The organism is Streptomyces sp. SKN60, from assembly GCF_026236535.1.
GTDB lineage: Bacteria > Actinomycetota > Actinomycetes > Streptomycetales > Streptomycetaceae > Streptomyces.
Window position 1 is genome coordinate 51,651 of sequence record NZ_JAHTMW010000010.1, and the last position, 24,385, is coordinate 76,035.

The following is a 24,385-nucleotide window of genomic DNA, read 5'->3' on the forward strand; positions in this document are numbered from 1 at the left end:
CGACGCCTCACGAGACGTGGGAGGGAATCCTGTGCGCATGACAAGACCGCTGCTGCTGATCGACGTCGACGGGCCGCTGAATCCGTACGCGGCGCAGCGCGAGCGCCGCCCGGAGGGGTACACGACGCACCGGATGAGCCCGACCGGCTGGACCGGGGCGAGGCCGCTGCGGGTGTGGCTGAACCACGGGCACGGCGCGGAGCTGCTGGCGCTCGCGGAGGCGTACGAGCTGGTCTGGGCGACGACGTGGAAGGGCGAGGCCAACGACTGGATCGGGCCTCATCTGGGGCTGCCGGAGCTGCCGTTCATCGACTGGCCGAACATGCACGGGGCCGCCCCGCGCGGGACGTTCTGGAAGACCCAGTACATCCTGGAGTACGCGCAGGGGCGGCCGTTCGCGTGGGTGGACGACGACATCACGGCGTACGACCACGAGTATGTGGAGCAGAACCACCTCGCCGCCGCCCTGTTGCTGCGCGTCGACGAACGGATCGGGCTGACCCGGCCGGACTTCGACGCGCTCGCGGACTGGGCGGCGGCGCTGTGACGAGCTGAGCGGTTACTGCTTGGCGGTGGCCCAGGCGTGCTGGATGACCAGGTCCGCCTTGACCTCGACCAGCTGCGCGGCGACCGCCGAGGGGGCGGTGCCGCCGCGGCCGTTGCGGGAGGCGAGGGCGCCGGGGACGTTGAGGACGGTGCGGACCTCGGGGGTGAGGTGCTCGGAGATCTTGGCGAACTGCTCGTCCGTGAGGCCGTCGAGCTCCTTGCCCTCCGCCTCGGCGACCTTGACGCACTCGCCGGCCACCTCGTGCGCCACCCGGAAGGGGACGCCCTGCTTGACCAGCCACTCGGCGATGTCGGTGGCAAGCGAGAAGCCGGCCGGGGCCAGCTCCTCCATGCGCTCCCGGTTGACCGTGAGGGTCGCCATCATGCCGGTGAAGGCGGGCAGCAGGACCTCCAGCTGGTCGCAGGAGTCGAAGACCGGCTCCTTGTCCTCCTGGAGGTCCCGGTTGTAGGCGAGGGGCAGCGCCTTCAGGGTCGCCATCAGGCCGGACAGGTTGCCGATGAGCCGGCCGGACTTGCCCCGGGCCAGCTCCGCGATGTCCGGGTTCTTCTTCTGCGGCATAATCGACGAGCCGGTGGAGAAGGCGTCGTGGAGGGTCACGAAGGAGAACTCCTTCGTGTTCCAGATGATGATCTCCTCGGCGATCCGGGACAGGTTCACGCCGATCATCGCGGTGATGAAGGCGAACTCGGCGACGAAGTCCCGCGAGGCCGTGCCGTCGATCGAGTTGCCCGCCGAACCCCGCTCGAAGCCGAGGTCCTTGGCGACCGCCTCCGGGTCGAGCCCGAGGGAGGAGCCGGCGAGCGCGCCGGAGCCGTACGGGGAGACGGCGGTCCGGGTGTCCCACTGGCGCAGCCGCTCGGCGTCCCGGGAGAGCGACTGCACGTGGGCGAGGACGTGGTGGGCGAAAAGCACCGGCTGGGCGTGCTGGAGGTGGGTCCGGCCCGGCATGGCGACGTCCGGGTGCGCCTCGGCGAGGCCGACCAGCGCGTCCTGGAGCTCGGCGATCAGCCCGCCGATGATCCGCGCGTGGTCCCGCAGGTACATCCGGAAGAGCGTGGCGACCTGGTCGTTACGGGACCGGCCGGCCCGCAGCTTGCCGCCGAGCTCGGCGCCGAGCCGCTCCAGGAGGCCCCGCTCCAGGGCGGTGTGGACGTCCTCGTCGGCGATGGTGCCGGTGAAGCTGCCGTCGGCGACGTCCGCCTCCAGCCGGTCGAGACCGGCCAGCATGCGGGTCAGCTCGTCCTGGTCGAGGAGCCCGGCCTTGTGCAGCACGCGCGCGTGGGCACGGGAACCGGCGATGTCGTACGGCGCGAGCCGCCAGTCGAAGTGGACGGACGCGGACAGCTTCGCCAGGGCCTCGGCGGGCCCGTCGGCGAACCGGCCGCCCCAGAGCCGGACGTCACCGTTGTTGCTGCTCACTGCTGTGCTCCTTGAGGACAGTGTCTGGATGTGCGGCCGCCTCCCTGCCGCGTACCGCAACGGCGTACGGACAGGGAGGCGGCTTGTACAACGTGCGGGGGTCAGCCCAGGTCGCGCTTGGCGGCGATCTTCGACGACAGGGCGAAGATGTCGATGAAGCCCTGCGCCTTCGACTGGTCGAACGTGTCGCCGGTGTCGTAGGTGGCGAGGTTGAAGTCGTAGAGCGACTCGGCGGACTTCCGGCCGGTGACGACCGCGCGGCCGCCGTGCAGGGTCATCCGGATGTCACCGGTGACGTGCTGGTTGGCCTCGTTGATGAAGCCGTCCAGGGCACGCTTGAGCGGCGAGAACCACAGGCCGTCGTAGACCAGCTCGCCCCAGCGCTGCTCGACCTGCCGCTTGTAGCGGGCCAGCTCGCGCTCGACGGTGACGTTCTCCAGCTCCTGGTGGGCGGTGATCAGGGCGATCGCGCCGGGAGCCTCGTACACCTCGCGGGACTTGATGCCCACGAGCCGGTCCTCGACCATGTCGATCCGGCCGATGCCCTGGGCGCCGGCCCGCTCGTTGAGCTGCTGGATGGCCTGGAGGACGGTGACGGGCTTGCCGTCGATGGCGACCGGGACGCCCTCCTTGAAGGAGATGACGACCTCGTCGGCCTCGCGGGCGACCGCCGGGTTCTGGGTGTACTCGTAGATGTCCTCGATCGGCGCGTTCCAGATGTCCTCGAGGAACCCGGTCTCGATGGCCCGGCCGAAGACGTTCTGGTCGATGGAGTACGGGGACTTCTTGGTGGTGGCGATCGGCAGGTTCGCCTTCTCGGCGAACGCGATGGCCTTGTCGCGGGTCATCGCGTAGTCACGGACCGGGGCGATGCACTTCAGGTCCGGGCCGAGGGCCTGGATGCCGGCCTCGAAGCGCACCTGGTCGTTGCCCTTGCCGGTGCAGCCGTGGGCGACGATCGAGGCGTTGTGCTTGTTGGCGGCGGCGACGAGGTGCTTCACGATGGCCGGCCGGGAGAGCGCCGAGACCAGCGGGTAGCGGTCCATGTAGAGGGCGTTGGCCTTGATCGCCGGGAGGCAGTACTCGTCGGCGAACTCGTCCTTGGCGTCCGCGACCTCGGCCTCGACCGCACCGCAGGCGAGCGCGCGCTTGCGGATGACGTCCAGGTCCTCGCCGCCCTGGCCGACGTCCACGGCGACGGCGATGACCTCGGCACCCGTCTCCTCGGCGATCCAGCCGATGGCGACGGAGGTGTCCAGGCCGCCCGAGTAGGCGAGTACGACGCGCTCGGTCACGGGGTTCTCCTTACCTTGCAACCACTGATGGGTATAACTATGCAGTCCTCCGTATGTTTTGTCAACGCGTCTCCGTCTCGGCGGAAAATCCCAGGCCGGAGCGGGTGCATGCGCTCTAGGCTCCGGGCATGACGAGCGAGGAGACGCCGCTGGACGCGGCGATACGGGGGCTCGCGCGGGGGCGCGCGCTCGACGAGGCCTTCGACGTGGGACGGCCGGGGGTGTGGCTCGCCCTCGACGAGCGGATCCGGTCCGTGTACGGGTGGAGGAGCCCGGAGCGCCCGACCCACACGTGGCTGGCCAAGAGCGTGCGCCCCACGGTCCTGCGGGACCTCCTCGGCGACCCGGCGCCGACCGAGGCGGAGCTCGTCCTCGCCCTGTGCGACGGCGACGGCCGCATCCGCGAGGCGGCCCTCCCGCACGCCGCCCGTCGTCCGGCCGTCCTTCCGCTCGTCGCCGTCCGCACCACCGACTGGGTTCCGGCGGTACGGGACAGGGCGAGCGCGGTCCTCGCCGAAGCCCTGCCCGGGGCCGACGCACGGACGCTCGCCGTCACCGCCCCGGTGATCCTCCGGCTCCGCGACCGGGTGCGCGGCGGCCGGGCGGCCGACCTGCTCCAGGAGTTGCTGCGCGCCGCACCGGACGCGAGCCTCACCGCCCTGTTCCTCAACCGGGACCGGCCCACCCGGCGGATCGCCTTCGGCCTCACCGTCGAGCGCGGGCTGCTCTCCCCCGCCGACCTGGCCCGCATCGCCGCGTACGACGAGGATGTCGCCCTTCGGGACCGGGCCGCGAACGCCGCACTCGCGGCCGGCGTCCCCGACGAGACCCTGCCGCTGCTGCTCGGCTCACGGTCCGGCGCGGTCCGCTCGGCCGGGGTCACCGCCCTGCGGAAGGCCGGGCGGGCCGCGGAGGCGCGGCCGTACCTCTTCGACCGGTCGGGGCTTGTCCGGGCCTGCGCCCGCTGGGTGCTCCGGCAGGACGGCCACGACCCGCTCGCGCTCTACCGGGCCGCCTGCGCGGATCTGGCGACCGTGCCCGGGTGGGCGCCGCTCGGACTCGCCGAGTGCGGCGACCGGAAGGCGGACATGGGGACGCTGTGGGACCTGACCGGGCACCCGGACCCGCTGGTGCGGTCCTCCGCCGTCGCGGGTCTGCGGATGTTCGAGGTCGCGGACTTCGCCCGGCTGCTGCCGCTGCTCGACGACCCGGCGCCCGGTGTCGTACGGGAGACGGCCCGGACCCTGCTGCCCTGGGCGGACCGGGTGCGGGAGGAGGAGTTCCTGCGCCGCACCGGGCCGGGCCGGCCGGTGCACGTCCGTGTCCGGGCCCTGCTCCTGCTGCGGGAGCACGCCTCCGCCGTGTACCGGGAGGCGGCCGAGCGGCTCGTCGCGGATCCCGACCCGGTGCTGCGGCTGCACGTCCGCCGCGTGCTCGGCAGGGAGGAGCCCGTACCGCGACCGCCGGGCACCCTGCCCCGGTGGCGCGCCTGAGGGCGGGGGGGGCGACCGCATGGCGAAATGCCCGTTCGAGCGTGGCGCCCCGCACCCAGAATGAGCGCCATGGGGAAAACATATGAACGCATCGACGGGCGGCTCCGCGCCTTCATCGAGGCCCAGCCCGTCTTCTTCACCGCGACCGCGCCGCTCTCGGGGGACGGCACGGTCAACCTCTCGCCGAAGGGCCTGAGCGGCTCCTTCGCCGTCCTCGACGAACACACCGTCGCCTACCTGGACTTCGCCGGGTCCAACGCCGAGACGGTGGCGCATCTGCGGGAGAACGGGCGGATCACGCTGATGTGGTGCGCCTTTCAGGGGCCGCCGAACATCGTGCGGGTCCACGGGCGCGGCGAGCCGGTGTTCCGGGACGATCCGCGCTGGGGGGAGCTGCTCGGGCACTTCCCGGGGATCGACCCGGAGCCGCACGGGCTGCGGGCGGTCATCGTGGTGCGGGCCGAGCTGGTGCGGGACACCTGTGGGTACGGCGTGCCGTTCATGTCGTACGACGAGGACCGCGATCTGCACCAGAGGCGCTTCGCCCGGGAGGACGACGCCTCCCTGGACGCGTACTTCGCCAAGAAGGAGCACATCGCGACGAGCATCGACGGGCTGCCGGGGCTGCCTCTGCCGCTGCCGCCGCTCCCCCGCACGGGTGAGTAGCCGGGCGGCGGGCCCGGGCGCGCTCTAGCCTCGCGCCATGCGCATCCTTCTCGTACTCGGGGCCCTGGTCACGGCGCTCGCCTCGCCCGGGCCGCCGGTGCCCCTGCCGGAGCTGATGGCGGACACCGGTGGCGGCTCGCAGCTGATCACGGCGGAGGCTGCCGACCCGTCGGCCACCACCGGGACCGTCACCTGGTGGGACCGGCGCGGGGGCCGGTGGGTGCGGGCGGGGCCAACGGGCTGGCCGAGGGGGCGGAGCGGCGGCAGGGCACCAGCACCACGCCGACCGGGCTGTACGGGCTGCCGTTCGCCTTCGGGACCGAGCCGCCTCCGGCCGGGACGGCGTACGGCTACGCGCGGGTGACCGACCGGTCCTGGTGGTGTCAGGACAACGAGTCGGCCGCGTACAACCGCTGGGTGGAGGGGCTGCCGGAGGACTGCCGGGCCGCCGAGTCGGAGCATCTGGCGGACTACGGCACGCAGTACGCGCACGCGCTCGTCATCGGCTTCAACTACGCGCGCCCGGTGCGCGGGCGCGGGGCCGGGATCTTTCTGCACGTCAACGGGCGTGGGGCGACGGCCGGTTGTGTGTCGGTGCCGGCGGACGCGATGCGCCGGATCCTGGCCTGGGCGGATCCGGACCGCCGGCCGCACATCGCCGTCGGCACGCGGGGCGGGCCGACGGCGATCACGCGCTATTAGGGATCCGGTTCAGCGTTCCTTCTGCGCGAGGCGCAGCAGGTGGTCGGCGAGCGCCTGGCCGCCGGCCGGGTCGCGGGAGATGAGCAGCAGGGTGTCGTCGCCCGCGATCGTGCCGAGGATCGCGTGGAGTTCGGCCTGGTCGATGGCCGACGCGAGGAACTGGGCGGCGCCCGGCGGCGTACGGAGCACCACCAGGTTGGCCGAGGCCTCGGCGGAGATCAGCAGTTCGCCGGAGAGGCGCCGCATGCGCTCCTCCTTGGCGGACTCGCCGAGCGGTGCCTGCGGGGTGCGGAAGCCGCCCTCGCTGGGCACCGCGTAGATGAGTTCGCCTCCGGTGTTGCGGATCTTCACCGCGCCGAGCTCGTCGAGGTCGCGGCTGAGCGTCGCCTGGGTGACGCTCAGTCCGTCGTCGGCGAGGAGCTTGGCGAGCTGGCTCTGCGAGCGCACCGGCTGCCGGTTGAGGATGTCGACGATCCTGCGGTGGCGTGCGGTGCGGGTCTGCGGAACGGACGGCCCGCCGTGCTCGGGTTCCTGCGCGTCGGTCATCGTCGTCTCATTCTCCGGTTCGTCCTTGCCCGTTCGCCTCGTCCAGGACGCCGGGCAGGGCCCGGAGGAAGGCGTCCACCTCCGCGTCTGCGATGACGAGCGCCGGCATGAGCCGTACGACATCGGGGGCGGGCGCGTTCACCAGGAGGCCGGCGTCCTGAGCCGCCTGCTGCACCTGGGGTGCGAGGGACTCGGTGAGCACGATACCCAGCAGGAGGCCGGAGCCACGGACATGGGAGACCAGCGGGTGGCCCAGGCCCTCGATTCCGTCGCGCAGCTTCTCGCCCAGCCGCTTCACCTCGTCGAGGGCGCCGTCGGCGCCGAGGGTGTCCAGGACGGCGAGTCCGGCGGCGCAGGCGACGGGGTTGCCGCCGAAGGTGGTGCCGTGGTGGCCGGGCGCGAAGAGCTCCGCGGCCTTGCCGAAGGCGACGGTGGCGCCGATCGGGAGGCCGCCGCCGAGGCCCTTGGCGAGGGTGACGACATCGGGCTCGACGGCGGCGTGGGCCTGGTGCTCGAACCAGGTGCCGCACCGGCCGATGCCGGTCTGGACCTCGTCGAGGACGAGCAGGGTGCCGGTGGCGCGGGTGATCTCGCGGGCGGCGGTCAGATAGCCGGCGGGCGGCACGACGACGCCGTTCTCGCCCTGGATGGGCTCGATGATCACGAACGCCGTCTCCTCGGTGACCGCGGCGCGCAGGGCCTCGACGTCGCCGTACGGGACGTGGGTGACGTCGCCGGGCAGCGGCAGGAACGGGGTCTGCTTGCCGGGCTGGCCGGTGAGCGCGAGGGAGCCCATGGTGCGGCCGTGGAAGCCGCCGGTGGTGGCGACCATGTGGGACCGGCCGGTGAGCCGGCCGATCTTGAAGACGGCCTCGTTGGCCTCGGCGCCGGAGTTGCAGAAGAAGACCTTGCCGGGCCGGCCGAAGAGCTGGAGGAGCCGCTCGGCGAGGGCGACCGGGGGTTCGGCGACGAAGAGGTTGGAGACGTGGCCGAGGGACGCGATCTGCCGCGACACGGCCTCGACGACGGCCGGGTGGGCGTGGCCGAGGGCGTTGACGGCGATGCCGCCGACGAAGTCGAGGTACTCCTTGCCGTCGGCGTCCCAGACCTTGGCGCCCTCGCCGCGGACCAGCGGCAGCCGGGGGGTGCCGTAGTTGTCCATCAGCGAGCCCTGCCACCGCTGGGTCAGGTCCTGGTTGCCGCTCATGCTTCTTCCCCCTGAACGCTCTGGTCGTCGGGCACGACCATGGTGCCGATGCCCTCGTCGGTGAAGATCTCCAGCAGGATGGAGTGCTGGACCCGCCCGTCGATCACGCGGGCGGTGGTGACGCCGTTGCGCACGGCGTGCAGACAGCCCTCCATCTTGGGGACCATGCCGCTGGAGAGGTCGGGCAGCAGCTTCTCCAGCTGGCTCGCGGTGAGCCGGCTGATGACCTCGTCGCTGTTCGGCCAGTCCTCGTACAGGCCCTCGACGTCGGTGAGGACCATCAGCGTCTCGGCGCCCAGCGCCGCAGCGAGTGCCGCAGCCGCCGTATCAGCATTGACGTTGTAGACATGTCCGTCGTCCTGGGAGCGGGCGATCGAGGAGACGACGGGGATGCGCCCGTCGGCGAGCAGCGCCTCGATCGCGCCGGTGTCGATGTGGGTGATCTCGCCGACCCGCCCGATGTCGACGGCCTCGCCGTCGATCTCCGGCAGGTGCTTGGTGGCGGTGATGGTGTGGGCGTCCTCGCCGGTCATTCCGACGGCGAGCGGACCGTGCTCGTTGAGCAGGTTGACGAGCTCCCGCTGGACCTGGCCGGCGAGCACCATCCGTACGACGTCCATGGCGTCCTCGGTGGTGACCCTGAGGCCCGCCTTGAACTCGCTGACGATGCCGTGCTTGTCGAGGGCGGCGCTGATCTGCGGGCCGCCGCCGTGCACGACGACCGGCCGGAGGCCGGCGTGGTGCAGGAAGACGACGTCCTGGGCGAAGGCGGCCTTCAGCTCCTCGTCGATCATGGCGTTGCCGCCGAACTTGATGACGACGGTCTTGCCGCGGTGGCGGGTGAGCCAGGGCAGGGCCTCGATGAGGATCTGGGCCTTGGGGAGCGCGGTGTGCTTCCGCGTGCCGTTGCTCATGACGAGTACGCGCTGTTCTCGTGGACGTAGTCGGCGGTGAGGTCGTTGGCCCAGATGACGGCGGTCTCGGCGCCGGCGGCGAGGTCGGCGGTGATGACGACCTCCCGGTAGCGCATGTCGACGAGCTCGCGGTCCTCGCCGACGGAGCCGTTCTTGCAGACCCAGACGCCGTTGATGGCGACGTTGAGCTGGTCGGGGTCGAAGGCGGCGGCGGTGGTGCCGATGGCGGAGAGCACCCGGCCCCAGTTGGGGTCCTCGCCGTGGATGGCGCACTTGAGGAGGTTGTTACGGGCGATGGACCGGCCGACCTCGACGGCGTCGTCCTCGGTGGCCGCGTTGATCACCTCGATCCGGATGTCCTTGCTGGCGCCCTCGGCGTCGCCGATGAGCTGGCGGGCGAGGTCGGCGCAGACCTCCTGGACGGCCGCGGCGAACTCGTCCTGGGCCGGGGTGACGCCGGCGGCGCCGGAGGCCAGCAGCAGCACGGTGTCGTTGGTGGACATGCAGCCGTCGGAGTCGACCCGGTCGAAGGTGAGCCGGGTGGAGTGGCGCAGGGCGGCGTCGAGGCCGGCGGCGTCGACGTCGGCGTCGGTCGTGAGGACGACGAGCATGGTGGCGAGGCCGGGGGCGAGCATGCCCGCGCCCTTGGCCATGCCGCCGACCGTCCAGCCGTCCCGCGTGGCGACGGCGGTCTTGTGGACGGTGTCGGTGGTCTTGATGGCGATGGCGGCCTTCTCGCCGCCGTGCTCGGAGAGTTCGGCCGCGGCCCGCTCGACGCCGGGCAGCAGCTTGTCCATGGGCAGCAGCACGCCGATGAGCCCGGTGGAGGCGACGGCGACGTCACCGGCGCCGGTCTCCCGGCCGGCCTTGGTGAGGACCTCGGCGACCTTCTCGGCGGTGGCGTGGGTGTCCTGGAAGCCCTGCGGGCCGGTGCAGGCGTTGGCGCCGCCGGAGTTGAGGACGACGGCGGTCAGCTCGCCGTCGGCGAGGACCTGCTGCGACCACAGGACCGGGGCGGCCTTGACGCGGTTGGAGGTGAAGACTCCCGCGGCGGCGCGGCGCGGCCCGGTGTTGACCACGAGGGCCAGGTCCGGGTTGCCGTTCTGCTTGATCCCGGCCGCGATGCCCGCGGCCGTGAATCCCTTCGCTGCGGTGACGCTCATGGAGCGACTCCAATCGTGGAGAGTCCGGTCGTCTCGGGAAGCCCGAGGGCGATGTTCATGCTCTGCACCGCTCCGCCGGCGGTGCCCTTGGCGAGGTTGTCGATGGCGCTGATCGCGATGATCCGGTTCGCGGCCGGGTCGTGCGCGACCTGCACGTGAACGGCGTTGGAACCGTAGACGGAGGCCGTGGCGGGCCACTGCCCCTCGGGGAGGAGGTGGACGAAGGGCTCGTCCGCGTAGGCCTTCTCGTACGCGGCGCGCACGGCCTCGGCGGTGACCCCCGGCTTGGCGGTGGCCGAGCAGGTGGCGAGGATGCCGCGGGGCATCGGCGCGAGGGTGGGCGTGAAGGAGACGGTGACCCGCTCCCCGGCCGCCGCGCTGAGGTTCTGGATCATCTCGGGGGTGTGCCGGTGACCGCCGCCGACGCCGTACGGGGACATGTTGCCCATGGTCTCGCTGCCGAGCAGGTGCGGCTTGGCGGCCTTGCCGGCGCCGGAGGTGCCGGAGGCGGCGACGATCACGGCCTCGGTCTCGGCGAGCCCGGCTCCGTACGCCGGGAAGAGGGCGAGGGAGACGGCGGTGGGGTAGCAGCCGGGCACCGCAATGCGCTTGGACCCCTCCAGCGCGGCGCGGGCGCCCGGCAGTTCGGGCAGGCCGTACGGCCAGGTGCCGGCGTGCGGGGAGCCGTAGAAGGCCTCCCAGTCGGCCGGGTCCTTCAGCCGGAAGTCGGCGCCCATGTCGACCACGAGGGTGTCGGGCCCGAGCTGCTCGGCGACGGCGGCGGACTGCCCGTGCGGCAGGGCGAGGAACACGACGTCGTGGCCGGCGAGGGCCTCCGGGGTGGTCTCGGTGAGCACCCGGTCGGCGAGCGGCAGCAGATGCGGCTGGAGCCCGCCGAGTCGCTGCCCGGCGTTGGAGTGCCCGGTCAGGGTGCCGATCTCGACCTCGGGGTGGGCGAGGAGAAGGCGCAGGAGCTCTCCGCCCGCGTATCCGCTCGCGCCCGCGACTGCTGCTCGTACCGTCATCGAAACCCTCCTCATGGATGGCATGACTATACGTGGGTCCGCAGTTTTATGCAACGAGGTGGTGGGAGGGGCGGCCGCGTCAGCGCGGGGCGAGGACGCGGAGCTCGTGGCCCTCCGGGTCGGCGAGGTGCGTCCGGCCGAGGTCGGTGGCGAGGTCGGTGGCGAGGTCGGTGGCGAGGTCGGTGGCGCCGAGGGTCCGGAGACGGGCCGTCTCCGCCGCGCTGTCGTCGCCGGGGTACGGCAGGAGGTCGAGGCGCACGCGGTCGGGCACGGGCGGCACGGCGTGCGCGCCCGGCACACGCAGGAACTCCAGGTACGGGCCGGTGCCGGCCGGGGAGCGGAACCGCGCGAGGTCGCCGCTCACCTCGTGCGGCGTCCAGTCGATCGCCGCGCCCCAGAACCGGGCCATGGCCCGCGGATCCGCGCAGTCGACCACGACGGCGGCGATCGGCCCCGTGTCCCGGTACACCTCGCGGGGCTCCAGAACGCAGAACTCGTTCCCCTCGGGATCGGCGAGCACCACCCAGGGCACCTCGCCCTGCCCCAGGTCGACGGGCGTGGCGCCGAGATCCCTCAGACGGGTGACCAGCTCGGCCTGATGGGCCGGGGAGGCGGTGGCGAGGTCGAGGTGCGTGCGGTTCTTGACGGCCGTCTTGCCGTCCGGGACGGGGACGACGCCGATCCCGAGGCCGGAGCCGGCCGGCCCGATGCAGGTCGCCGTCCCCGTGTCGTACGTGCCGTACGTGTTGTGCGCGTCGTACGTGTTGTGCGCGTCGTACGCGACCCAGCCGAGCGCCTCCGCCCAGAACCGGCCGACGGCCCGGGCGTCGAGGGCCTTGATGTTCACCTGGACGGGGCGCAGTGGCATGACGGCGATCCTAGGCGCGTGCGCGTGTCGTGGATCGGAGGCGGACGCCTGCGGCGGGCGGCGCTGGGGAGGCCTCCGGCCGTGCGGAGGCGGAGGCGGTGGGCGCTCCCGGGCCCTGGCAGAGCCGAGGACGTCGAGGCCTGGCGGGGCCCGGCGGGGCCGAGGGCATCGGGGCCTCCCCTGCCGCCAGAACCGAGGGGGCGAGGCTCCCCAGGAGCGGCAGGGCCGAGGGCGTCGGGCTCCCACTGCCGCCAGAGCTGAGGAGGGCGAGCCCACCAGGACCGGCAGGGCCTGGGGCGTCCGGGCCTCCCCGGGCCCGGCGGGGCCGAGGGCATCGGGGCCTCCCCTGCCGCCAGAGCTGAGGGCGGTGGGACTTTCCAGGACCGGCGGGGCCGAAGGTATCGGGGCTCCCCACTGCCACCAGAGCCGAGAGGGCGAGGCCCGCCAGGACCGCCAGGACCGAGGACATCGGGCCTCCCAGGACCACCAGAGCCGAGACGGGCGAGGCTTCCCCAGGACCGGCAGGGCCGAGGGCGTCCGGGCTCCCACTGCCGCCAGAGCTGAGGAGGGCGAGGCCCGCCAGGACCGGCAGGGCCGAGGGCGTTCCGGCCTCCCCGGCCCCGGCGGGGCCGAGGGCATCGGGGCCTCCCAGGCCCGACAAGGCCGGGGGCGGTGGGGCCTCCCCGGGCCCGCCAGGACCGAGGACGTCGGGGCTTCCCAGGCCCGGCAAGGCCGAGGCATCGAGGCTCCCCACCGCCGCCAGAGCCGTGGGGGCGGGGCCTCCCCGGGCCGTCGGGGCATGTCCTGGGCCCTCGCCCGTGCGTACGGCGGACCACTGTCGGTCACCGCCGGCGAGTACCGGCTCGGGGACGTACGCCATGTGACGGCGGACTTGTCCCGCCTGCGCCGGGAGCTCGGCTGGACGGCGCAGCGTACGCCGAGCTGCGCCAGCAGGCCGGGCCGGGCCCGTACGGTACGGGCGGCTTCGCCGGTGGCACCCCTGCCCTGGCGAACTCCGGGGGAGTCGCCGACCGGGGCGGGCCCGGCGGCTCAGTCCGGCTGCGGCGCGGCCGCGAGGCGGCGCAGGGCGGCTCGGGCGGGCGGGCCCCAGGTGGGTTTGCCGCCGGGGCGGCCCAGGTCGCCGGCCTCGCCGATGAAGACGCCGCCGAGGGCGCGGTGCACCGCCCAGCCACGGGCGCGGCGCAGGGTGGCGGTGTCCGGGGCCGGGCGGTAGGCGGCGTGGCAGCGGTCGGCGGCGCCGTCCGGCAGCAGGTTCCACGCGGCGGCGAGGTCGCAGGCCGGATCGCCCGCGCAGAGGTCGCCGAAGTCGATGACGCCGCAGAGGGTGCCGTCGGCGGTGAGGACGTTGGCCGGGTGCAGGTCGCCGTGGATCCACATCGGCGGACCGTCCCACGCGGGGGCGGCCAGTGCGTCCTCCCAGACCGCGCGGACGGCGTCCGGGTCGGGAATCAGCCCCCGCTCGGTAGCGGCGCCGAGACCTTCGGCGACCTGCTCGGCGATCCCGTCCAGCGGGCCGCCGCGGCCCCGCCCGGCCGGCGCCCCGGCGGGAGCGGGCCGGTGAAGCGCCGTCAGGAACGCCGCCAGGGCCTCGGCCGACTCCGCCCCGCGCGTGACCGCGACGGGGACACGGTCGGCCGGCTCCCCCGGCACCCAGGTGGTCACGATCCACGGCCGCGGGAACCGCCCGGAGGGCTCCCCGATCCGCTGCGGCACGGGCACCGGCAGCGGGAGCCCGGGGGCGAGTCCGGGCAGCCAGGCGTGTTCCTTGCGCAGCAGCGCGTCCGCGGACTCCGTCGCCCAGGGCAGCCGAACGGCCAGATCGTCGCCGAGCCGCCAGAGTTGGTTGTCCCAGCCGCGTGCGCCGAGGCGTAACGGACGGTCGGCCAGGTCGGGATGCTGCTCGCGCAGCAGGTTGCGGATCAGCTCCGCGGTGATCTCGATCTCGGGCTCGGTCTCGGGCTCGGTCTCGGCGTGGGTCATGAGGAGCCACCGTAGCCGCGCGTCGGGCGCGGAAGGTCCGCCTCTTGTCACAACCGGGCGCCCCGCCTCGTCACCCCTGTGCCCCTGCACATGAAGCGAGGACGGACGATGGACGAGGAGACCTTCCTGAGCGCGTGCTTCGACGCGTACGAGGAGCGGTTGCGCGAGGTCGCCCGAGGGGTGCTCGGGCCGTACGGGGACGTGGAGGCGGCGCTCGCGGAGGCGCGGGGGCGGATCAGGGAGGGCGGGGCCGGGGTCGAGGCGTGGCTGACGACCCTGGTGGCGCATACCTGCGCGCGGCGAACGGCCGCGGGTGGCGGGCCGCGCCGGGCCGGGGACGGGGATCCGGCGCGGGAACGGACCGTGGTCGAGGTCTTCCTGGCCGCGCTGCGAATGCGCGATCCGCGGGCGCTCGCCGCCGTGCTCGACCCGGAGGCGGTGGCCCGCTCGGCGCACGGCACCGTGCACGGCGCGCCGGCCGTCGCCGAGGGAGCCGCCGCCGCGTTCGCCCGGCGGACCGGTCAGGTGGTGCGGCCCGCACTGGTCGGCGGGTCGCTCGGCGCGGTCGCCATGGCCGGCGGCCGAGCGGTGGCAGCGGTGGCGTTCACCGTGCGCGCGGGACGGATCGCCGCCCTCGACATCACCCTCGGCGAGGAGCGGGTCCGGGACCTCAGCCTGGTCTACCCGGACCGCTGAGCGGCGGCGCGATCACGTCGCCGGGCCCGCACCACCAAGGCGGAGGCCGCCAGGCCGGGGCCTCCGACCCGGCCTCCGACCGAGGGCCACCGACCCGGGCGACGGCTCGTGTGCGCCGGACCCGCACCGCCAGGCCCCCACCGCCACGCCCCGGACCGCCAAGGCCGGGGCCACCGACCCGCGCAACGCCTCACCCGCGCCCGGCCGGGACCACCCGGCCGGGACCACCCGGCCGGGACCACCTGGCCGGGGCCGCCAAGCCGCACGGTCAGGCCGGCCGCCGGCCGCCGGGCCCGCACCCGCGCCCGCACCGGCCCACCGTCCGCCCGCCGCTTCGCCGCGCCCGCGGCGATATTCAGGTGCGGCCGCCCGCCCCCTCCCGTACCGTCATCGACATGTCTACGCCCCGCATCTCCTAGCTCCAGGACCCGCTTCCACGTCACCCGTGTGTCCTTGAGCCAGTTGAGCTTGTTCGGAGCGTATTTCCCATGATCACCGTTCGTGGTGTCGACGTGCGCGTCGGCGCCCGTCTCCTCCTGTCCGGCGTCTCCTGCCACATCGCGCCCGGCGACCGCGTCGGGCTCGTCGGCCGCAACGGCGCCGGCAAGACGACCCTTCTCCACACCCTGGCCGGGCTGCGCGCGCCGGCCGCCGGCAGCGTGGTGCGTACCGGCCCGGTGGCGCATCTGGCGCAGGATTCCCGCGCCGCCGACCCCGACGTGAGCGTCACCGACCGGATCCTGTCGGCGCGGGGCATGGACGTGGCCGTGCGGCGGCTGCGTGAGGCCGCCGATGGGCTCGCCGAGCGGGCCGACGAGCGGCCCATGGACGCGTATGTGCGCGCCGAGGCCGCGTTCGAGGCGTGCGGCGGGTACGCGGCGGAGGCCGAGGCGGCGCGGGTCGCGGCCGGGCTGGGGCTGCCCGGTGAGGCGTTGGCGCGGCCGGTCGGCACGCTGTCCGGTGGGCAGAGGCGGCGGGTCGAGCTGGCGCGGATCCTGTTCGCCGGGCACGGCCGCGAGGGCACTCTGCTGCTCGACGAGCCGACCAATCACCTCGACGCGGACTCGGTCGGCTGGCTGCGCGGCCATCTCGCCGCCCACCAGGGCGGTCTGGTGGTCATCAGCCACGACCTCGACCTGATCGAGGCCACCGTGAACCGGGTGTTCCACCTCGACCCGCAGCGCGCCACGATCGACGTCCACAACACCGGCTGGGCCGCGTATCTGGTCCAGCGCGCGGCCGACGAGCGGCGCCGCACCCGCGAGCGGGCCAACGCCGAACGCAAGGCGGCGGCGCTGCACGCGCAGGCGGACAAGATGAAGGCCCGGACCTCGACCTCGGTCACCGCCCGCAGCATGGCGCGCCGCGCCGACCGGATCCTGGACGGCCTGGAGACCGTGCGGCGCACCGAGCAGGTGGCGCGGATCCGGCTGCCGGAACCCGCGCCCTGCGGCCGTACACCGCTCGGCGCGGTCTCCCTCGCCAAGGGGTACGGGGGCGGGCGCCGGGTGCTCGACGGGGTGGACCTCGCCGTGGACCGGGGCAGCCGCATGGTCGTGCTCGGGCTGAACGGCGCCGGCAAGACGACGCTGCTGCGGCTGCTCGCCGGGCGGGAGACACCGGACGCGGGCCGTGTCGTGCACGGCCACGGGCTGCGGATCGGCTACTTCGCGCAGGAGCACGAGACCCTCGACCCGGACCGCACGGTCCGGGAGAACCTGGCCGCGGCCGCGCCGCACCTCACCGACGGGGAGGTGCGGCGGGTGCTCGGCGCGTTCCTGTTCCGCGGCGACGACGCCGACAAGCCGGCCGGGGTCCTCTCGGGCGGCGAGAAGACCCGGCTCGCGCTCGCGGGTCTGGTCCACTCGGGTGCGAACGTGCTGCTGCTCGACGAGCCGACGAACAACCTCGACCCGGCCTCCCGGGACGAGGTGCTCGCCGCCGTCGGCACGTACCCGGGCGCGATCGTCATGGTGACCCACGACGAGGGCGCGATCGACGCGCTGCGCCCGGAGCGGGTGCTGCTCCTGCCCGACGCGGAGGAGGACCTGTGGAACGAGGGCTACCGGGAGCTGGTGTCCCTCGCCTGAGCCGCCCGCTTCACGGCCCTCAGCACCACGAACTTCGGGTCGCTCGCGACCAGTTCGCTGTTGCCGAAGATCCGGCGCAGGGTGACGTGGTAGCCGAGGTGCCGGTTGCCGACCACCCACAGCTCCCCGCCGGGCCGCAGCGCCCGGCGGGCGTCGGTGAACATCCGGCGGGCGGTGCGGTCGGTGGTGGCCTGGTGGCTGTGGAACGGCGGGTTGTTGAGCACCAGGTCCACCGAACCGGCGGCGGCCTCGGCGAGCCCGTCGCCCACGGTGAACTCCGCCTTGCGGTCCTCGCCCGCGTGGGTGCGGAAGTTCTCCTCGGCGGAGGCCACGGCCTGGTACGACTCGTCGGTGAAGAGGAGTTCGGCCTCGGGCTCGGCGAGCGCGACGGCCAGGCCGACGACGCCGTTGCCGCAGCCGAGGTCGACCACGCGGGCGGCGCCGAGGCCGGTCGGCAGGTGCTGGAGGAGGAAGCGGGTGCCGATGTCGAGGCGGTCGGCGCAGAAGACGCCGGCCTGGTTGACGACGGTGCGGCCCGCGAGCCCGGCGGGGGCGTCGGCGGGCAGCGCGTAGCGGTACGGCCAGGGGTTCGCGTCCCGTACGAGATCCGCGCCCGCCGGGCCCGCGCCCGTAGCGCCCGCGCCCGCCGCGTGCGCGTCCGGCGTCGTGTGGATGAGCCGGGCCTTCTTCACGGCCAGCGAGGTCCGGGTGGTGCCCAGGATCCGCTCGAACAGCGCGAGCGTCGAGGTGTGGATCTCCTTCACCATGCCGGTGCCGACGATCACCGTGTGCTCGTGCACCGCGGGCGCGAGCCGGTGCAGCTGGTCCTCAAGCAGCGCGAGGCTCTTCGGGACGCGGACGAGCAGCACGTCGATCCGCTCGGGCGGCGGGTCCTGGGTGGTGAGCAGGGTGACCGCGTCGGGGGCGGCCCCGGAGCGGGCCAGGTTCTCGGCGGTGGCGGTGCGCCCCAGGTACGAGTCGGAGATCTGCACCAGTGCGCCGGTGCCGGTACGGGCGGCGGCGAGCGCGGTCACCAGGGCGCCCCACCGGTCGCCGACGACGGCGACGGTCCCGGACAGGTCGGTGCCCGTCTCGGCGAGGTGCCCGAGCAGGTACTCGTCGGCGGCGTCCCAGGCGCGCAGCGGGTCGCGCGGGTCGGCGGGGAAACGGGTGAGCGGGAAGGTGCCCCAGGACGTGGTCAGACGGTTCATCGTGCCCACCAGGCTAGCCGGTCGCGCCCGCTCTCCCTTCCCGACGACCTCCCCGGCGACCTTCCCGGCGACCTTCCCGGCGACGCCTACGACATCGCGGCCGCCAGCTCCAGGTGCCAGGCCCCGGGGCGCCCGGTCAGGGTGACCGTCGACAGGGGCCGGGCGTCCACGTTCCAGTACGTCGGGGGCGGGGCCTTCAGGGCGTAGACGAGGGCGGCCCGTACGACGGCGGGTTCGGCGACGGCGACGATCTCGCCGTCGGCGGCCGGGCGGGTGTCGAGCCAGCCGCCGACGCGGGTGATGAAGGACAGCAGGGTCTCGCCGCCGTGCGGGGCGGTGCGCGGGTCGGCGAGCCAGGCGTCGACAGCGGCCGGTTCGAGGGCGGCGACCTCGGCGAGGGTGAGTCCGCGCCAGCGGCCCATGTCGCAGTCGCGCAGGGCGGGCTGTGCGAGCGGGGCGTAGCCGAGGGCGGTGCCGGTGGCCCGGCTGCGGGCGGTGGGCGAGCAGTAGCGCAGCTCGGCCGCACCGAGCGGAACCAGCCGGGGCGCGGCGAGCTGCACCTCGTACCAGCCGGCCTCGTCGAGGGGCCGGTCGTCGTCGAAGCGCTCGGCGAGCAGTGAGGAGCTGCGTGCCGCCGCGACCAGCGTGACCCGAAGACCCATGGCCGCGATCGTGAGGCCGGTGGGCCCGCAGGTCAAGGGGTCATATGCCGGTTCGGCGGGGGCGGGTGCTCGGTGCGGTCCGAGAGCCGTCCACTTGTCCGGATTCTCCGGTGGCGTGAAACCGACCGTCTCGTGGACGCCGTGCGCGTCGGAGGTGCCGCGGGCGGTACCGCGGGCGGGGCGCCCCCGCCGCTCCCTCGGCCCCGTCCGGCCCTCACGCCCCCGACAGTTCCCGGCCGGCGGCCTCGTCGACGGCGGCGCGCAGCCGCCGCACCCCCTCGACGATCTCCGTCGGGCCCGCGACACCCGCGAAACTCAGCCGGATGTGCCCGGCGGGCGGCTCGGCGCAGAAGTACGGGCGGCCGGGGGCGACCGCGACCCCGGCGCGCAGCGCGGCGGGCAGCAGGGCGGTCTCGGGGAGGGTGTCGGGCAGCCGCAGCCACAGGTGGTAGCCGCCGGACGGGACGTGCGGCAGGGCGAGTTCGGGCAGGTGCAGTCCGAGCGCGCCGGTCATGGTGTCCCGGCGGTGCTTCAACTCCTCGGAGACGGCCCGCAGATGCCGGTTCCAGGCCGGGGAGCCGACGAGTTCGAGCGCCGCCTCCTGCAGCGGGCGGGGTACGAAGAAGCTGTCGACGACCTGGATGGCGCGGAGGCGTTCGAGGACCGGGCCGCGCGCGGCGAGGGCGCCCACCCGGAGGCTGGCCGAGGTGACCTTGGTGAGCGAGCAGACGTGGACGACGACGCCGTCGGGGTCGTCGGCGGCGAGCGTGGGCGGCAGCGGCGCGGCGTCGGCGTGGACCAGGCGGCGGGCGAAGTCGTCCTCGATCACGAAGGCGCCGGCGGCCCGGGCGGTCCGGACGACGGCGGTGCGGCGTTCGGCGGACAGGGCGCCGCCGGTGGGGTTCTGGAACAGCGGCTGGCAGACCAGGACGCGGGCGCCGGTGGCGCCGAAGGCGGCTTCGAGGAGGTCGGGGCGGATGCCGTCGGCGTCGGTGGGCACCGGGACCGGGCGCAGTCCGGCGGCGCGCGCGGCGGCCAGCATGCCGGGGTAGGTGGGCGATTCGACGAGCACGGGGGTGCCGGGCGCGGCGAGGGCGCGCAGCGCGGTGGTGAGGGCGGACTGGCCGCCGGCGGTGACCAGGACCTCGGCGGCGGTGACGCCGCCGCCGATCTCGCGGGCGAACCAGGCGCGCAGTTCGGGCAGTCCGTCGGTGGGCGGGCGGCCCCAGGCGCCGGGGCGGCGGCCGGCCCGGGCGAGGGCGCCGGCGAGGGCCCGCTCGGGCTGGAGGGCGGGGTGGAGGTAGCCGCCGTTGAACTCGACGACGCCGGGCGGGGGCGCGGCGAGGGTGACGAGGACGCCGGAGGCGTCGACGGCGCGCGGCACGAGGTCGGTGGCGCCGTCGGCGCTGAGCGCGAGCTCCTGCCAGGAGGTGTCGCCGGTGGCGGGGGCGGCGGGGCGCGGCTCGGCGCGGTAGGCGCCGGCGCCGGGCCGGGTGACGACGAGGCCCTCGGCGGCGAGCTGGGCGAGGGCGCGGGTGACGGTCACCGGGGAGACGCGGTAGCGCTCGACGAGAGCGCGGCTCGACGGCAGCTTCTCTCCGGGTGAGTAGCGGTTCAGCTCCGCTTTCAGGGATCCCGCCAGTTCGGCGACACTGCTACGCTCGTGCATGAGAGCACAGAATAGCGCTACTGGATCGAGCACGATAGCGGTCACCGCTACCCGACCGGCCGCCGCAGGGGACTCGGGGACCCGCACCGACTCCCGCACCGGCACCCTCCTCGCCGCGCTCGGCGTGCTCGCCTTCTCGCTCACCTTCCCGTCCACCGTCTGGGGCCTGGAGAGCTTCGGCCCCTGGTCGCTCGTCGCCGTCCGCTCGGTGCTCGCCGCGCTGATCGCGGGGGCCTTCCTGCTCGCCGGCCGGGTGCCGCTGCCGGACCGGCGCCACTGGGCCGGGCTCGCGGTCGTCGCGGGCGGCGTGGTCGTCGGCTTCCCGCTGCTCACCACGCTGGCCCTGCGGACCTCCACCACCTCGCACGCCGCGGTCGTGGTGGGGCTGCTGCCGCTGACCACCGCGACCTTCGCCGCGATCCGTACCGGCCGCCGCCCGTCCCGTACCTTCTGGATCGCGGCCGTCGCCGGAGCCGTCGTGGTCCTCGCCTTCACCGTGCAGCAGAGCGGCGGCGCCCTGTCCGCCGGCGACCTCTACCTCTTCGGCGCGCTGCTCGTGTGCGCAGCCGGATACACCGAGGGCGGGCGGCTCGCCGGCCTGATGCCGGGCTGGCAGGTGGTCGGCTGGGCGCTGGTCCTGTGCCTGCCGCTGATGACGGCCGGCGCGGCCGTGGCGCTCACGTACGAGCCGGTGCGCCTCACCGCGCACGGCGTCGCGGGTCTCGTCTGGGTGGCGGCCGGCTCGACCTTCTTCGGCCTGTACGTCTGGTACCGCGGCATGGCTCGGATCGGCATCCCGCGCGCCAGCCAGCTCCAGCTCGCCCAGCCGCTGCTCACCCTCTTCTGGTCGGTGACCGTGCTCGGCGAGGACCTGGCCCCGGCCGCCCCGATCGCCGCCGTCGGCGTGCTGGTCTGCATCGCCGTGACCCAGCGGGCGAAGAGCTGAGACGCAGGTCACAATGGCAGACGTAGACTCCGAGTAGGGCAGCCCCAGCCGCGAACGCCAGGAGGAACCGATGCGTGCGTCCAAGGGCGACAAGCTGGTCGTGCACGGCCGTACGGTCGGACAGCACGAGCGAACGGCCGAAGTCGTTCAGGTCATGGGCGAGAACGGCAACCCCCCGTTCCGCGTGAAGTTCGACGACGACGGCCACGAGGCCGTGATGTCGCCGGGCCCCGACACCACCGTCCGCCACCGCCCGGAGCCCGGGGGCCAGTGAGCCCCCGGCCCCGGGGCCACGGGAAACAGAGCGGTTCAGGGTGAGGCGTCGAGGACGGCGGTGAGCGCGCCCAGCGGGTCCTTCGCGGCCTCCCGGGCCGCGAAGTAGACATGCCCGCCGACGTTCTCGTACGAGCGGGCGAGCCGCACATGCCGGACCAGCTCGCGCGGGTCCCGCCAGGCCGCCGGCTGCGCCGGGTCCCCCACCTTGTACAGCGCCTCGCCGATGTACAGCCGCACGCCGGTGCCGCGCACGGCCCCGTCCCACCAGCGCACCAGCTCGGCGTAGTCGGCGGACCGGAAGCCGATGTTCCAGTAGAGCTGCGGGACCGCGTAGTCGATCCAGCGCTCCCGGATCCAGCGCCTGCTGTCCGCGTACAGGTCGTCGTAGGTCTGCACGCCCCCGCTGGTGGCGGAGCCGGCCGGGTCGGTCGACGCGTGCCGCCAGATGCCGAAGGGGCTGATGCCGAAGGCCACCTCCGGCTTCACCGCCCTGATCCGGGCCGCCATCTCGGAGACCAGGAGATCGGTGTTGTTCCGCCGCCAGGCCGCCCGGTCGGCGAAGCCCGTCCCGTACCGCGCGAAGGCCGCGTCGTCGTCGACGGCCTGCCCGGCCACCGGATACGGATAGAAGTAGTCGTCCCAGTGCAGCGCGTCGATGTCGTAGCGGCGTACGGCGTCGAGCATGGCGTCCTGGACGTGCCGCCGGACCTCGGGCAGGCCCGGGTTGTAGAGCATCCGCCCGTCGTGGACGAGCGCCCACTCGGGGTGCCGGCGCACCGGGTGGTCCGGTGCGAGCCTCCGCGGGTCGGCGTGGCCCGCCACCCGGTACGGATTGCACCAGGCGTGCAGCTCCAGGCCGCGCGCGTGCGCCTCGTTCACCGCCGTGCCGAGCGGGTCCCAGCCGGGGTCCCGGCCCTGCACACCGGTGAGGCACTGCGCCCAGGGCTCGTACGGCGAGGGCCACAGGGCGTCGGCCGAGGGCCGGACCTGGAGCATGACCGCGGTCATCCGGCGCCGTACCGCGAGGTCGAGCCAGCCGACGAGCTCGGCGCGCTGCTCGGCGGCGGTGAGGCCGGGGCGGGACGGGAAGTCGCGGTTGGTGACGGTGGCGATCCACATGGCGCGGAACTCGCCGCCTTCCCTCCGCGACCGCGCGGGGCGGCCGGCGGCCTCCGCCGCCGTGGAGACGTCCCCGTCCCCGGACGGGAGACCGAGCGCGGTCAGAGCCGCACCCGCCATGAACCCTCTTCTACCGATCGGCGGCATTTGTCACCCCTCGCTATCGGATACGTCACAGCCCATCGGACAGCATGCCCACCCCAGAACGATCGATCATCGCGCGTGTCGGGAGTAACGTCGTGGAGTCGAGGCGGACGCGCACCGGAATCACACGGGCCCACCGCCGCCAGCAGAGAAGCGAAAGGCACGAGGTGACGGACTCCATGGCCGACATTGAGCGCATCGGAGTGGTCGGCTGCGGCCAGATGGGCGCGGGCATCGCCGAGGTGTGCGCCCGCAGCGGACTCGACGTGAAGGTCGCCGAGACCACCGGCGAGGCGCTGGAGATCGGCCGCACGCGGCTCTACAACTCGCTCGCGAAGGCCGCCGAACGCGGCAAGATCAGCGAGGAGGAGCGCGACGCGACGCTCGCGCGGCTCAGCTTCACGACCGACCTGGGCGAGTTCGCGGACCGCGATCTCGTCATCGAGGCCGTCGTCGAGAACGAGCAGGTCAAGACCGAGATCTTCCAGGTGCTCGACCAGGTGGTGACCCGGCCCGACGCCATCCTGGCCTCGAACACCTCCTCCATCCCGCTGGTGAAGCTGGCCGTGGCGACCTCCCGCCCCGACCACGTCATCGGCATCCACTTCTTCAACCCGGCTCCGGTGCAGAAGCTGGTCGAGCTGATCCCCGCCCTCACCACCTCCGAGGGCACGATCAGCCGGGCCCAGCTGTTCGCCGAGAAGACCCTCGGCAAGCACGCGATCCGCGCGCAGGACCGCTCCGGCTTCGTGGTGAACGCCCTGCTCGTGCCGTATCTGCTCTCCGCGATCCGGATGTTCGAGTCGGGCATCGCGAGCCGCGAGGACATCGACAACGGCATGGAGTTCGGCTGCGCCCACCCGATGGGCCCGCTGAAGCTGTCGGACCTGATCGGTCTGGACACGATCGCCTCGATCGCCGACTCGATGTACGCCGAGTACAAGGAGCCGCTGTACGCTGCTCCCCCGCTGCTGCAGCGCATGGTGGACGCGGGCCGCCTGGGCCGGAAGACCGGCTCGGGCTTCTATCCGTACTCCTGAGACCCCGGGAGTGCTCTGCCGGACGGCTCGTACACCGCACAGGTACGGGCCGTCCGGCGCTTTTTTCGCGGGCTCGTCCCTGCCTCGGCCGGGCCCGCCCCCGCCTCGGCCGGGCTCACCCCAGCCGCAGGTGGTGCAGGAGCAGCAGCCCGGCGGCCATGCCGGCGGCCGGGACCTCGCCGCGGGCGATCATGTCGGGCACGAGCTTGAGCGGCACCCATTCCAGGCGTGAGGACTCGAAGGCGTCCTGCGGCGGCCCGGTCCAGGTGGCCTCCTCGCTCCAGTAGAGGTGGTGGCGGGCGTCGGAGAGGCCGTTGGAGGGCTCCACGGTGAGCAGCGGGCGCAGCGGTCCGGGGCGCCAGCCGGTCTCCTCCTCCATCTCGCGGGCGGCGGCGGCCGCGAGGTCCTCGCCGTCCTCGACGACGCCGGCGGCGAGCTCCCAGCCCCAGCTGTCGGTGATGAAACGGTGGCGCCAGAGCAGCAGGACCTCGTCGGCGGCGTTGACGGCGGTCGCGGCGGCGACCGGGCGCAGCCGGATCAGATAGTGGTCGAGGCGGCGGCCGTCGGGGAGTTCGACGTCCGCGAGGTTGACCCGGAACCAGCGGTTCTCATACACGGGCTGTTCGTTCAGTTTCGTCCATTGCACGTTTTTGCCACCTTCCGAC

The 24,385-nt window shown here is 73.9% G+C and carries 22 protein-coding genes and 1 pseudogene; 9 read left to right on the forward strand and 14 right to left on the reverse strand.

Features of this window, described 5'->3' with window-relative positions; all coding sequences use genetic code 11:
• Nucleotides 1-37 precede the first annotated feature (37 nt).
• On the forward strand, nucleotides 38-547 hold the full coding sequence (locus KV205_RS18190; protein ID WP_265865450.1) for an HAD domain-containing protein: 510 nt from the start codon (nucleotides 38-40) through the stop codon (nucleotides 545-547).
• 12 nt (nucleotides 548-559) lie between these two features.
• Here the strand turns inward: KV205_RS18190 and argH are convergent, their stop codons facing one another.
• Both argH and KV205_RS18200 read right to left on the reverse strand, forming a co-directional pair.
• Complete coding sequence (gene argH, locus KV205_RS18195) at nucleotides 560-1,987, reverse strand: argininosuccinate lyase (RefSeq protein WP_265865451.1); 1,428 nt, start codon at nucleotides 1,985-1,987, stop codon at nucleotides 560-562.
• A 101-nt stretch (nucleotides 1,988-2,088) separates the two neighbouring features.
• On the reverse strand, nucleotides 2,089-3,282 hold the full coding sequence (locus tag KV205_RS18200; RefSeq protein WP_265865452.1) for an argininosuccinate synthase: 1,194 nt from the start codon (nucleotides 3,280-3,282) through the stop codon (nucleotides 2,089-2,091).
• A 128-nt stretch (nucleotides 3,283-3,410) separates the two neighbouring features.
• Here KV205_RS18200 and KV205_RS18205 point away from each other — a divergent pair, with 128 nt between their 5' ends.
• The 3 genes and pseudogenes from KV205_RS18205 (at nucleotide 3,411) to KV205_RS18215 (ending at nucleotide 6,143) form a co-directional block, all read left to right on the forward strand.
• Nucleotides 3,411-4,775: a hypothetical protein gene (locus KV205_RS18205; RefSeq protein ID WP_265865453.1), complete on the forward strand. Its 1,365-nt coding sequence runs from the start codon at nucleotides 3,411-3,413 to the stop codon at nucleotides 4,773-4,775.
• A gap of 69 nt (nucleotides 4,776-4,844) precedes the next feature.
• Nucleotides 4,845-5,441 carry a pyridoxamine 5'-phosphate oxidase family protein gene (locus tag KV205_RS18210; RefSeq protein WP_265865454.1) on the forward strand — a complete coding sequence of 199 codons (597 nt, stop codon included), beginning with the start codon at nucleotides 4,845-4,847 and terminating at the stop codon, nucleotides 5,439-5,441.
• Between the two features lie 37 nt (nucleotides 5,442-5,478).
• A pseudogene (locus tag KV205_RS18215) lies at nucleotides 5,479-6,143 on the forward strand (L,D-transpeptidase).
• A 9-nt stretch (nucleotides 6,144-6,152) separates the two neighbouring features.
• On the opposite strand, the gene KV205_RS18220 reads toward KV205_RS18215, so the two are convergent.
• From KV205_RS18220 to KV205_RS18255, 7 genes are all read right to left on the reverse strand, one after another.
• Nucleotides 6,153-6,689: an arginine repressor gene (locus KV205_RS18220; protein WP_265865455.1), complete on the reverse strand. Its 537-nt coding sequence runs from the start codon at nucleotides 6,687-6,689 to the stop codon at nucleotides 6,153-6,155.
• A gap of 7 nt (nucleotides 6,690-6,696) precedes the next feature.
• Nucleotides 6,697-7,896, reverse strand: a complete 1,200-nt coding sequence (locus KV205_RS18225) for an acetylornithine transaminase (RefSeq protein WP_265865456.1) — start codon at nucleotides 7,894-7,896, stop codon at nucleotides 6,697-6,699.
• Nucleotides 7,893-8,810: an acetylglutamate kinase gene (gene argB, locus KV205_RS18230; RefSeq protein WP_265865457.1), complete on the reverse strand. Its 918-nt coding sequence runs from the start codon at nucleotides 8,808-8,810 to the stop codon at nucleotides 7,893-7,895. Before argB ends, KV205_RS18225 begins: the two co-directional genes overlap by 4 nt.
• Nucleotides 8,807-9,973 (reverse strand): bifunctional glutamate N-acetyltransferase/amino-acid acetyltransferase ArgJ, encoded by a 1,167-nt coding sequence (gene argJ / locus KV205_RS18235; protein WP_265865458.1) that lies wholly within the window; start codon nucleotides 9,971-9,973, stop codon nucleotides 8,807-8,809. The genes argB and argJ overlap by 4 nt, the downstream gene beginning before the upstream one ends.
• Nucleotides 9,970-10,998, reverse strand: coding sequence for an N-acetyl-gamma-glutamyl-phosphate reductase (argC, locus tag KV205_RS18240; RefSeq protein WP_265865459.1), 1,029 nt, complete (start codon nucleotides 10,996-10,998; stop codon nucleotides 9,970-9,972). Before argC ends, argJ begins: the two co-directional genes overlap by 4 nt.
• A gap of 79 nt (nucleotides 10,999-11,077) precedes the next feature.
• Nucleotides 11,078-11,866: a VOC family protein gene (locus KV205_RS18245; RefSeq protein WP_265865460.1), complete on the reverse strand. Its 789-nt coding sequence runs from the start codon at nucleotides 11,864-11,866 to the stop codon at nucleotides 11,078-11,080.
• 1,050 nt (nucleotides 11,867-12,916) lie between these two features.
• Complete coding sequence (locus KV205_RS18255; RefSeq protein WP_265865461.1) at nucleotides 12,917-13,867, reverse strand: aminoglycoside phosphotransferase family protein; 951 nt, start codon at nucleotides 13,865-13,867, stop codon at nucleotides 12,917-12,919.
• Between the two features lie 108 nt (nucleotides 13,868-13,975).
• On the opposite strand from KV205_RS18255, the gene KV205_RS18260 reads away from it, so the two are divergent.
• Nucleotides 13,976-14,563 carry a hypothetical protein gene (locus tag KV205_RS18260; protein ID WP_265865462.1) on the forward strand — a complete coding sequence of 196 codons (588 nt, stop codon included), beginning with the start codon at nucleotides 13,976-13,978 and terminating at the stop codon, nucleotides 14,561-14,563.
• Between the two features lie 488 nt (nucleotides 14,564-15,051).
• Nucleotides 15,052-16,653: an ABC-F family ATP-binding cassette domain-containing protein gene (locus KV205_RS18265; RefSeq protein ID WP_265865463.1), complete on the forward strand. Its 1,602-nt coding sequence runs from the start codon at nucleotides 15,052-15,054 to the stop codon at nucleotides 16,651-16,653.
• Here KV205_RS18265 and KV205_RS18270 read toward each other — a convergent pair.
• The 3 genes from KV205_RS18270 to KV205_RS18280 all read right to left on the reverse strand — a co-directional run bounded on the left by KV205_RS18270 (nucleotide 16,626) and on the right by KV205_RS18280 (nucleotide 20,195).
• The gene (locus tag KV205_RS18270; protein ID WP_265865464.1) at nucleotides 16,626-17,864 is read right to left on the reverse strand and encodes a methyltransferase; all 1,239 of its coding nucleotides are present in this window, start codon (nucleotides 17,862-17,864) and stop codon (nucleotides 16,626-16,628) included. The two genes, KV205_RS18265 and KV205_RS18270, sit on opposite strands and share 28 nt — an antisense overlap.
• An 86-nt stretch (nucleotides 17,865-17,950) precedes the next feature.
• A complete protein-coding gene (locus tag KV205_RS18275) occupies nucleotides 17,951-18,526 on the reverse strand; it encodes a histidine phosphatase family protein (protein ID WP_265865465.1) in 576 nt (191 codons plus the stop codon).
• A 214-nt stretch (nucleotides 18,527-18,740) separates the two neighbouring features.
• A complete protein-coding gene (locus tag KV205_RS18280) occupies nucleotides 18,741-20,195 on the reverse strand; it encodes a PLP-dependent aminotransferase family protein (protein ID WP_265865466.1) in 1,455 nt (484 codons plus the stop codon).
• Between KV205_RS18280 and KV205_RS18285 the strand changes: the two genes are divergently transcribed.
• Nucleotides 20,194-21,141, forward strand: a complete 948-nt coding sequence (locus tag KV205_RS18285; RefSeq protein ID WP_265865467.1) for a DMT family transporter — start codon at nucleotides 20,194-20,196, stop codon at nucleotides 21,139-21,141. The genes KV205_RS18280 and KV205_RS18285 overlap by 2 nt on opposite strands.
• Before the next feature lie 70 nt (nucleotides 21,142-21,211).
• The gene (locus KV205_RS18290) at nucleotides 21,212-21,415 is read left to right on the forward strand and encodes a DUF1918 domain-containing protein (RefSeq protein WP_265865468.1); all 204 of its coding nucleotides are present in this window, start codon (nucleotides 21,212-21,214) and stop codon (nucleotides 21,413-21,415) included.
• Between the two features lie 35 nt (nucleotides 21,416-21,450).
• Here KV205_RS18290 and KV205_RS18295 read toward each other — a convergent pair whose 3' ends face one another.
• Nucleotides 21,451-22,656, reverse strand: a complete 1,206-nt coding sequence (locus KV205_RS18295) for a glycoside hydrolase family 10 protein (RefSeq protein WP_265865469.1) — start codon at nucleotides 22,654-22,656, stop codon at nucleotides 21,451-21,453.
• 203 nt (nucleotides 22,657-22,859) lie between these two features.
• Here KV205_RS18295 and KV205_RS18300 point away from each other — a divergent pair, with 203 nt between their 5' ends.
• On the forward strand, nucleotides 22,860-23,720 hold the full coding sequence (locus KV205_RS18300; protein WP_265865470.1) for a 3-hydroxybutyryl-CoA dehydrogenase: 861 nt from the start codon (nucleotides 22,860-22,862) through the stop codon (nucleotides 23,718-23,720).
• Nucleotides 23,721-23,835: 115 nt separating this feature from the next.
• On the opposite strand, the gene KV205_RS18305 is transcribed toward KV205_RS18300, so the two are convergent.
• On the reverse strand, nucleotides 23,836-24,366 hold the full coding sequence (locus KV205_RS18305) for an NUDIX domain-containing protein (RefSeq protein ID WP_265865471.1): 531 nt from the start codon (nucleotides 24,364-24,366) through the stop codon (nucleotides 23,836-23,838).
• Nucleotides 24,367-24,385: the final 19 nt, after the last annotated feature.